A 10,332-nucleotide genomic window follows, 5' to 3' on the forward strand; every position below is an offset into this window, starting at 1 on the left:
TTAAATTGGGTACTGTTTTTTCTTCTGTAGAAAAAATGAAGAACTAATGTTCGCTTGCAATCATGTTCATGGTACAATATATTAATAGGTTATATAATAAAATTCGACATTTTACCATACATAGTTGTAGAGAATTATGTTAAAATATTTTAATTGAGAAAGTAATTCAGAATGAGTTAAATCAACTTAAAGATTAATCGAAGGAAGAATCTTTAATATAATATATCTTGGGTATACGTAATACCGAGAGGATGTTCAATATGTTAAAAGTAGCTGAATTATTTGCTGGAGTAGGTGGTTTCCGGCTAGGTTTAGAAGCAACAAATGGATTTGAAGTGGTTTGGGGCAATCAATGGGAACCTTCTAAAAAAGCACAAGATGCTTTTGATTGCTATGCTAGACGTTTCGAAGGAAAAGGAATTCATTCTAACGAAGATATCGCAAAAGTTGATGCGAATAGATTAATAGATTTAAACGTGGATATGATAGTAGGTGGGTTTCCTTGCCAGGATTATTCCGTTGCTCGAACACTTTCTGGAGAAAAAGGAATCCAAGGGAAAAAGGGTGTCTTATTCTGGGAGATTATTAGATTAGCGACTGATTTGCGCCCAAAATACTTACTTTTAGAGAACGTCGATCGTCTATTGAAATCTCCTTCAAAACAACGGGGGAGAGACTTTTCTGTCATGCTAGCTAGTTTCCGTGATTTGGGTTATTCTGTAGAATGGCGTGTGATTAATGCTGCTGAGTATGGACAGGCCCAGAGAAGGAGAAGAGTGTTCATTTTCGCTATTCGGAATGACTCTCCGTATCTTAAGGTAAGACAAAACATTGAAGATGAACTTATGATTAAAAGAGAAGGTTTCTTCGCAGGAGCTTTCCCGGTTACGGATGATACATCGAAATACAATCCTGATTCATTCATACTGCCACAGGATTTAGTTGAAATCTCAGAGCACTTCTACAGCAAATATATGAACGCGGGTATCATGAGAGATGGAGTGGTGTATACAGAAGAAGTAACGCCTAAGCTCGAATCTCCGGTTACCCTGAATGATATAATTGAATCAAATGTAGATGAGAAGTATTATTTATCAGAAGCTCAAATCGAAAAGTTTGAGTATCTGAAAGGTCCCAAGAAAATAGAACGTACTTCTGCGAGTGGTCATAGTTATGTCTTTTCAGAGGGAGGAATGGCTTTTCCAGAAACTTTGGATAAGCCAGGCCGGACTATGTTGACAAGCGAGGGTACAATTAACAGGAGCAGCCATGTTATCGAAGATCCAGAAACCAAGAGAATTCGTGTTTTGACTCCGGTGGAGTGCGAACGTCTTAATGGTTTTCCTGATAACTGGACAGAAGGAATGTCTGATCGAATGAGGTACTTTTGCATGGGTAACGCTCTTGTTGTGGGCTTGATACAGCGTATGGGCGAACGCATTCTTGAAATTGAGCAAGAAGAGCAAGAAGCAATCAAGAATGATCCGCAGCAACTAAGTTTATTTTAAATGATATAAGAGAAAGGCCTTGACTGACTAGTCAAGGCCCTTATACTTATATGGCTTCTACTGATTTCGCATCTTCAATGAAAGTGGCTATTATTTCGATTGTTTTATCAAAATCTTGCCGGATTTCGTGCTCCCAAATCCTTAAAATATGCCACCCTTTTTGTAGGTAGAATTGGGTATGTTCCTTATCCCGCTCCTGGTTTCTTTCAAGTTTTTTCTTCCAGAAATCAATATTACTTTTCGGCATTCTACCGTGGATGGGGCAAAAGTGCCAGAAGCAAGAATCTATGAAAATGACTACTTTATATTTCTTAATAGCTATATCAGGAGTACCAACCATTCCACGTACATTCCTTCTGAATCGAAAACCTTTTTTCCAGAGCTCCTGTGTGACGAGGGATTCCAACTTTGAAACAGCCTTGATTGAAGACATGATTTTACTTCTTTGCTGGTCCACCATCGTTTATCTCCTTCCCAGGAAATTGTTACTATGTTCTACCAACTAGAGAGGAAATTAAACCTGGCACAGGTAGAATATTTACTTTGGGAAGAGACGATAATAGACAATTTAAGTTTCAAAAAAAAGAAATCAATCTAGCTCCTTAACTATTTCTGCAATATAGCTATTATTTAACCAATAACATTGTTTCGTCATTTTTTGGCCATCCGGCAAGACGATTTTATCACTTCCATCTATTCCTTTTGGCCTGAGGTGGGTAACTCCATTGAATCCGATTTTAGGAAGGTTATTCGTTTCAACTAACTTCTTCCCATGGTATTTGTATTCTATCACTACACCTTCATTGACCACTTTATTTACTTTACTCCATAATTCTTTTATCTTAGTCTCGATTGTTTCTAATGGCATATTCCATAGCTTGATTCCCTTGAAATATAATCTCCTGTCGGGGTTCAGGTTTTTGGTTTCTCTAAACTCAAATACAACAAACAAAAATTTGGTTTCTTGGAAACGTTGCCGGATATAGCTATCTTCCCAAGTTTCCTGTGTCCACTGTTGGAAATCGATATTTTCAAAAGACATATGCTGTTCAGGTTTTCCATTCGGTTCAAGGCGTATCGTTTTAAACTGGATATTTGCCTTAGCGAACTCTTCGATATTATCTAGCTTGGTTCCCTTAATCCCTAAAAAAGAACTGACTATACTTGGTACAAAACTTTTTGATTTTGGATTGTATTTTATATTGAACTGATCAGCTATTTGTTCGTCAGTCCATCCTATATAATGAGAGAACTTTTCGACGAGCAATTCTTTCAAGGTCTTCTTTTCCAAGTCATCCGCAGAAGCGAAACTTACCAAATCCTCATTCTTAATATATTTGCGGACTAAGGCGGTCATATACGACTGCTTCAAGGAATATGCACGTTGCATAGCCAACTTATTAGAAAAAGGTTGTGTCCGTAGCTGCTTATTATTTGCCCCTTTTGTGCATGCGCCTAAATAATTCGTGTCACCTTCTGATATTTCATGTGCATTGCCATTCCTGATTTTGTTAATGATGGTTTCCCAATCCTGCTTTATTATTTCTAAGTCAGCTTTGGGGTATGTGAATAATATACTTTTATAAATACGATAATCATTCCGGTCAATTTCAGGAAGCCATTCATAAAACATTAGCAGTAATTTCTCGTTTTTCTTCCAGAAACTTGATGTGTAGAAGTAAGTATGTACCTCTTCCATGTAATTGATGATATTAAGGACTAAGCGTTCCTTGGCCGATAGTGATCCGTTTTTATTACGTTTGAATGGTGTAACCTTCAATTCGACACCTAAATGTTCAAAGTCTGGCTGGGCATTTGAATTTACGGTGTAACCAAAAAAACTTTCTTCAATAACTTGCCCTAACCCGCCTTTCGCTTTTTTATTTTCCAACCTGTCATAAATATCAATTTCTCCAAAAGTTTTTCCCTCTGCCTCGTGAGCTTTCTCTACTAGTTCTTCCAAAGTAAAGTATTCCATATCAATCACCTCTATCATTAACTAGATTGCTTTTATATCAAAAGGGTATTTTTTACAAATTTGCAATTACAGTATAAATCATTCGGCAAGGAATTACTAGATTGCCAATTACGCAATTAGATTGTCGAATTAATATTGCAGAACAAAGGATTCAGCATAAAAAGAAGTTTCTTTGTCCATGTCGATAAATACTTAAACGTGGTTGGCGCTGCAATGATTCTGGATATGCTGACGACTGACAAAGTTGAGAATATGATAGATAAGTATTTAGCTAAGTACTATGGGATTATAGTGGGGCAGCAGTATAAATGAATTGGAACATCCCCTTTGTTGAAGGGGATGCTTCAATTTTGCTGCTTTCGATCAACTGGTAATCCTAACTCTATGAAACGGGAACGCTTTTATAAGTGTTATTGAGTAAGAATATTGTCTATTTTGAGTAATTCGCAGCCTTTTATTTCCATACCATCTTTAGTAGTATTAAATTAATAAAGCCATCAATAAATAAAGAGGGTGCTTCAATGCTTAATCTCAATCATTTTCAATCTATTTTAAAAATGGATAATACAGAATTCCGATGCAGAAAGGCATTGGATGAAATTTCTCCAGTTATTAAACCATTGTTTGAACGTTTTGTAGATAAGTTAGATATTCAATTAAATGAAAATGTATATATACGTAGCTACGATACTACATTGTCTACAACTTATCATGATGCGAGAAATCCAACTTATGCTGATAAGAAAAAAGTCTCAGATATTGGCCGTAAATACTTTGTCGGGTTGTATACCAAAGTGAACGAAAAGGAATATAACTTAATCACTTTGGAACTTAATGGATTCAGCCAATTACTTCTTATCCACCATGAGATTAACTTTATTCCGTTTTGGGCCTGGTTTAAAAATGAAAAGATACATAGTGTACTAAACTCGATTCCCTTGGAATTCGATATTCTGACTGGTTGGAAAGAAAAAGAGAAAATCCCTAGAGAGCAATTCGTAAAGTATATAAAAGATTGTATTAAACCGAGAAGGCGACCGTGGTTTCAAATTGGAATGAGTCTCCCTTTAGAAGGAACCTAGAGGAACAGTTCTTAATTGATAACTTACTGAAAACATGGAATCAGTTGGAGCAATATAGAAATTATTTTAATCAAGAAATTGATATTTCGCATAAAACGTATAATGCATTAATGGCACTGGCTTCAACTAGAAATATAAAGGAAACTGAACTGCTAGGGCGTACATATTCAGTTGATGTCTCTTCTGTGGAAGGATACAAAACAAATGCTAAGCGACAATCGTTTCATATCTATGAAAGTGATCAGATGGTTACAAAGGGTTTTCTATATTATTTTGAGTTTCATGAAAAGTTCTCTCCTTTTCAAACCATCATGGTACAGATAGAGGGACATAATCATATATTTACAAATGCTCGTGAAATTTTAGATAACGGTATTAGAGAATGGAGGATATCAAAATCATTTACCACACAAAGCTTGGATAACCATCAGGTAATGGCAGAGGCAATGAAATTATTGAACGAACATGGAATTGAAGCAGGGAGCAATGTTTATAAAGTTGGTAGTTTTAATAATGAGACTCAAACCTTTGTTGAAGGTAATGAACAAGTTAAGAAAAACTTCATAGACGCAGCTTTATTATTTGCGCATGCAAGCCAAAAACTTGAATTGCCTACTGATGAACAGGGTGAAGAAGTGGATTTGGTTGATGTACCGAGTGAGGATACTGATTTACTTGAACCTAATTTTCAGTTTGAGGAAATCTATCAGACTATAACAAATAGTAGTTTCACTTTTTCAAAAGAGATTATCCGGGACCTACATCTGAATTTAACTGCCCTGGATGATAAGCATTTTGTTCTTTTGAGCGGCATTTCTGGAACCGGAAAAACTCAATTATGCCGATTGTATACTAATGCTGTCTATGGTCTGGAGTATGAGGATGAAAATCCGTACTTCACGATTATTCCGGTAAGGCCTGATTGGACTGATGCCAGTGCTCTATTTGGATACTATAGTTCTTTTGAGAAGCGATATGTAAGAACAGAGTTTCTTAATGTTATCCTAAATGCTTTGAAGGAGCGGGAGAAACCTCATTTTATTTTACTTGATGAAATGAATCTTGCTCGAGTTGAATACTATTTAAGTGATTATCTTAGCGCGGTTGAATCTAGAAAGGAAATACCATTGCATCAAGATGACCATATAGATGAAATCCCTAAAAAGCTATTAATTCCGCCAAATGTTTATCTACTAGGTACGATTAATGTCGATGAAACGACTCATTCAATTTCTGATAAGGTGCTTGATCGTGCATTTGTCATGACCTTGTCTGATGTTGACTTTAATTCATACTGGGATAGAGCGGACCAGGATATCAAGGAAGTGCTTGGTAGAGAGTTTGCCATGCTAAAGGAATTGCATCAGATGTTATTAACGTACGAACTTCATTTTGGTTATCGGACAATGGGGGAAATGTTGCGCAAACTGTTTGTTAATCATCAGTTGCCTGAGGAACATCAAATGGAGTCTTTAAAAGCTTTGGATCGCGTTATTTCTGAGAAGGTTTTAACGAAAGTTCGTGGTGATGAAAGGATTGCAGAAATGTTAAGAAAGATGGATGTTTGGCTTGAGGAAAACCTTGAGACTGATTCCATCTCACTAAAGCATGTCAAACGGATGCAAGAGGAGTTGGAGTATTATGGAGCCACTCAGTTCTGGAGATAACAATCTTGAAATATTTGATGTTAACCAAGGATGGATCCATATTACCGATGCGTATTTAACAGAAGCAGCTGAGTATAAACTCCGTTTTAGAGGAGATAGCATCGATGTCACTATTCAGGGTGTACCTTTGCCATTTTACAGACAAGAACATGTTCTGTATGCAACTATGCTTACTCCGTTTCAAAGTGGAAGCTTGAGAATATCAGTTAATGGCCAGGAATTTGAGTCTTATATTTATCCTGATCAACGTAAGCTAACTGAAGAGCAATATACTTTAATGATTGAAGACATTTTGGAGGAAGCCAATATTTGTTTTCAGTTATCTGGTTTGGAAACACAGGTTAACACTTTCGGAAGAAGTCGAGAGCTATCTTGGACGCAATGGAGTTACATCGAGCGGAACTTTCAGCAGCTACGACAAATTTTTTCGAAGATTGAAAGCAAGCCAATCAGAAAATTAAAGAAACAGACTACCATCATGAAAAGAGAAAAAGTTCAGAGAGCTGAACAGACGACTTTATCTTGGTTGGACAGAAAAGGGCACGGTCGAGATATTCCTACGCATGTTGAAACAGCTAAAACATATGAATCGATAAATCTATATGAGAATCAGGTTTTAAAGCAGCAAGTAATAGATTTATTCCGGCTGCTAAGAAACTATGAAGAAGCAGAAATCGAATCTGTATCAATGAAAACCAAAAGGTATATATCGATTCTTCGTTACTGGATGAATAGCCCGTTTTTAGCAGGAATTATGGAGAATAAGTCCATACAACATAACCCAGACCTTTAGGAAGCATCCTGTTTATCGATTATTGTATGAATGGTTTGATAATCTCTACAAGCATAAAAGGGAAGGAATTGGATTTTCTTACCCAATCGCTTTGAAGGACACCTTTTTCTTATATGAAATGTGGTGTTACATGTATGTGGTTAAAATTTTGAGAGAATCCAATTTAATCACAGACACCAGCAATCTATTCAAGACTACTAGGAATGGATTGTTCTTGAACTTAGCTGAAAACAAACAGAGTTCTGTACACTTGGTAAACGGCTTGACTCTATACTTTCAGCGATCCTATCAATATAACTCTAAGACCTTCCATACATATACGCAGAGAATGATTCCGGATATCGTATTAGAAGGAGAGAATCGCATTATTGTGTTCGACCCCAAGTACAGGGTACCTGGTAACATAGGAACCGCATTAGGAGAAATGCACAAATATCGGGATGGAATCATACATCGGGAATCTGGGGAAAAGGCAGTAAAGGAAGTTTACATTTTAACTCCTACATCAGATAATCAAGCGGATTCGATGAGGTATTTTGATGTGGAGTTTCGGGAGAATTTTGGAATGGGTGCTATACAGATGGTGCCAGGTAGTCAGAATAGTGAATTAAAACAATTAGTATTAACAAGCATGGACTACCTTACGAATTAGGAAGGAAGATTTTATTTGTCTTTTTCAATAGAAAGCATTGCAGAATTGGATCACTCTAAGGAGTTCGCACAACTCCATCAAAAGTTCCATCAGTTTAATCCACTAAAAGTTTTACGTGTCGATCAATTTGAAATTAGGCACTCAAATGTTCTTGCTTGGTTATTAGACCCGAGCGAGAATCATCAGTTAGGAAACTTTTTTATTAAGAAAGTAATCTCTCGATTGGTGACAAGGCAGGAAAATGAAGATAAATTAGCTGAAATCGACCTTCTAACATATATGCATGCTTCTTTCTCAGATATTGAAGTTTATCGAGAGGTAAAGACACATACCAATCGATATATTGATATTGTGGTTGTAGTCCCCTCTTAAAAGATGGTTCTGGTTATTGAAAATAAATTTCATGCTTCAGAATCTCTGGGACAGCTTGATGATTATTTAGAATATGCCAAGAGAGTTTATAAGGATTTTAAGGTTATTCCGATTTTCTTAACCCTTAGGAGCGATGCACCAACTCATCCTGAATACTGGGTGCTCGACTATAATGACCTAATGGATATCATTCTCTTACATATTGAGCTAAATCGTGAAATCATGTCAGAAAGTATTTTCGAGTTCTTGATGCATTATACTGCAATTCTGAAAGAAGAACTTGTACAAGATGAAGGAGCGATCCAACTTGCCCAAGATGTATATCAAACAAATAAGGCTGCAGTAGATTTTCTATACCTAAGTCAACATGATGAGTTCCGTAAACAACCAAGATATCGTGAAATTTATAATTGGATTGACGGGTTGTCATTAGTACAACAAAATGCCTTAAAGAGAATATATGCTAAAAAAAAGCAAACGATAGACTACATCTTTAAAATTGGAAGTAGTGTCCTCTATGAAGCATTTTTATCATTTGTTCAGCTCGAGGACCTCCCTATAGAAGTTTATAAAGCACATGCTCAGGTTCCAAATTTTATTTTGCCTGAATGGCTAGATTATACCGAGACCATAGGTGAACCGGAACAGGGATACTGGAGGGGTCATGGCTTAATCATTTGGTTCGAGAGGACATGGAATGAAAGATTGAAAATTTCCATCGAGGTTGGTCCTGTCCCTTATGAGAACCGTTTAAAGCTGCTTAATGCACTGGAATTTCAAGGTATTTCTATTCGTCCTACTGCCAAATTAGAGGGCAAAAAATACACCAAAATATATACTGAGACTTTAAGTATAATTGATTGGGCAAACAAGCAAGAAGTTGTTACTGGCATGGAAACTTTATATCATAATGAGGGTCTTAAGGACACTCTTAGGAAAATCGCAAAAGCGGTAGAGATGATTGAAAACAAGTTGGAACAAGAGGTATTAGAAGAGCGGAAGATTAGCGAGAGAACATCTGAACAATTCCCTCAGAATCCTTTTATGAAATTTGCTGAAATTCAGGGAATTGATCCGTCACTTTATCGAATCGGAAACAAGAATGCCTCATTTTTGATGAGAGAGTTCCGAGAATTAGAGAAAACATTCGGAGTTACTCGAGAAAAATGGTGGTGGCATGACAGTACTTTTACTTACTGGTTTGAGCGATTAAGAGATGATCGATTAAAACTGACTCTGGAATTGGGACCTCTTCAAGCTGATCAAAGACTTAAACTGATTAACCAGTTAGAAGAAGCTGGAATCGTTATTTCTGCTCAATCAAAATTGCCAACTTCTAGATATACTCGATTGTTCTCGAAATCTGTGTTTATTGAGGATTGGAACGATGAGAAAGAGTTGTATCGAGAGATGGTTAGGTTGTTTGAGGATGAGGTAAGCAAGGGCGTTTTAAGGGAAATAGAAAAACTAATAACGGATATGTGATTACCTTTCTTTTAATTAAGTTTGAGTGATTAATAGAGCAAATCAAAAAAACTGCACTTCCAAATATAGAAATATAATGAACATCTAGAGATGCAGGTTAAATTATGGCTTCACTCAGAAATTTAAAGTTCCAGAATCATGAGTAAACAAAGCATTTAAAGGGGGAGCATGTAATGTATATACCGAAACATTTTAAAATCGATGATGAAGATCAAATTTATGAGTTTATTGAAAAGTACAGTTTTGCAACCTTGTACTCGACACACAATGGAGAACCTTATGCCACTCATCTGCCATTAATTCTAAAGAAAGAGGAAAATGCATTATATGGCCATTTTGCTCGCCCTAATGGACAGTGGAAGGATATAGGGAATCAAACAGTTCTTGTGGTTTTCCAGGGTCCTCATTGTTATATTTCACCTTCCTGGTATGAAATAAATGATGCCGTACCTACCTGGAATTACGTATCCATCCATTTATACGGAAAGGTGGACATCATTGAAGATGAAAAAGTAATCTTTGATTCTTTGAATGAGATGGTAAATAAATATGAAAAGCCAGATAGTCCTTACAATTTGAAAAATGTAGATAGCAGATATGTTGAAGGAATGAGTAAAGGCATTGTTGCGTTTAAGATTACCATTAATAAAATTGAGGCAAAGGCTAAATTGAGTCAAAACCATCCAGTTGAAAGGCAAGAGTTAATTATTGAAAATCTAGAAAAAACTGCAGATCAAGATAATTTAGAAGTAGCGGCCCTTATGAAGAAGAACTTGTAAAATACTCATCCACTAA

9 protein-coding genes and 1 pseudogene are annotated in these 10,332 nt (G+C 36.3%); 8 read left to right on the forward strand and 2 right to left on the reverse strand.

What is annotated here, in order from left to right; genetic code table 11:
• Positions 1 to 260 precede the first annotated feature (260 nt).
• Positions 261 to 1,508: a DNA cytosine methyltransferase gene (locus JCM21738_RS19250; protein WP_023614509.1), complete on the forward strand. Its 1,248-nt coding sequence runs from the start codon at positions 261 to 263 to the stop codon at positions 1,506 to 1,508.
• A 46-nt stretch (positions 1,509 to 1,554) separates the two neighbouring features.
• Here JCM21738_RS19250 and JCM21738_RS19255 read toward each other — a convergent pair whose 3' ends face one another.
• Together JCM21738_RS19255 and JCM21738_RS19260 are read right to left on the reverse strand one after the other, a co-directional pair.
• The gene (locus JCM21738_RS19255) at positions 1,555 to 1,968 is read right to left on the reverse strand and encodes a very short patch repair endonuclease (protein WP_023614508.1); all 414 of its coding nucleotides are present in this window, start codon (positions 1,966 to 1,968) and stop codon (positions 1,555 to 1,557) included.
• Between the two features lie 129 nt (positions 1,969 to 2,097).
• Positions 2,098 to 3,486 (reverse strand): Sau3AI family type II restriction endonuclease, encoded by a 1,389-nt coding sequence (locus JCM21738_RS19260; RefSeq protein WP_023614506.1) that lies wholly within the window; start codon positions 3,484 to 3,486, stop codon positions 2,098 to 2,100.
• A 135-nt stretch (positions 3,487 to 3,621) separates the two neighbouring features.
• Between JCM21738_RS19260 and JCM21738_RS24525 the strand changes: the two genes are divergently transcribed.
• From JCM21738_RS24525 to JCM21738_RS19295, 7 genes and pseudogenes are all read left to right on the forward strand, one after another.
• Positions 3,622 to 3,798, forward strand: a complete 177-nt coding sequence (locus JCM21738_RS24525; RefSeq protein WP_156315531.1) for a hypothetical protein — start codon at positions 3,622 to 3,624, stop codon at positions 3,796 to 3,798.
• A gap of 209 nt (positions 3,799 to 4,007) precedes the next feature.
• Entirely contained in the window at positions 4,008 to 4,568 is a 561-nt protein-coding gene (locus JCM21738_RS19265) for a hypothetical protein (RefSeq protein ID WP_035209917.1), read from the forward strand.
• Positions 4,526 to 6,235, forward strand: coding sequence for an McrB family protein (locus JCM21738_RS22745; protein WP_052019800.1), 1,710 nt, complete (start codon positions 4,526 to 4,528; stop codon positions 6,233 to 6,235). Before JCM21738_RS19265 ends, JCM21738_RS22745 begins: the two co-directional genes overlap by 43 nt.
• A complete protein-coding gene (locus JCM21738_RS19275) occupies positions 6,210 to 7,028 on the forward strand; it encodes a DUF2357 domain-containing protein (RefSeq protein WP_035209920.1) in 819 nt (272 codons plus the stop codon). The genes JCM21738_RS22745 and JCM21738_RS19275 overlap by 26 nt, the downstream gene beginning before the upstream one ends.
• A gap of 118 nt (positions 7,029 to 7,146) precedes the next feature.
• On the forward strand, positions 7,147 to 7,680 hold the full coding sequence (locus JCM21738_RS19280; RefSeq protein WP_256360219.1) for a nuclease domain-containing protein: 534 nt from the start codon (positions 7,147 to 7,149) through the stop codon (positions 7,678 to 7,680).
• Between the two features lie 45 nt (positions 7,681 to 7,725).
• Positions 7,726 to 9,537 (forward strand): annotated as a pseudogene (locus JCM21738_RS19290) (PDDEXK-like family protein).
• Between the two features lie 173 nt (positions 9,538 to 9,710).
• Complete coding sequence (locus tag JCM21738_RS19295; RefSeq protein WP_023614501.1) at positions 9,711 to 10,316, forward strand: FMN-binding negative transcriptional regulator; 606 nt, start codon at positions 9,711 to 9,713, stop codon at positions 10,314 to 10,316.
• The last annotated feature ends 16 nt before the right edge of the window (positions 10,317 to 10,332 follow it).

Origin of the sequence: Mesobacillus boroniphilus JCM 21738 (assembly GCF_000517385.1) — a bacterium.
GTDB classification, from domain to species: domain Bacteria; phylum Bacillota; class Bacilli; order Bacillales; family Cytobacillaceae; genus Mesobacillus; species Mesobacillus boroniphilus.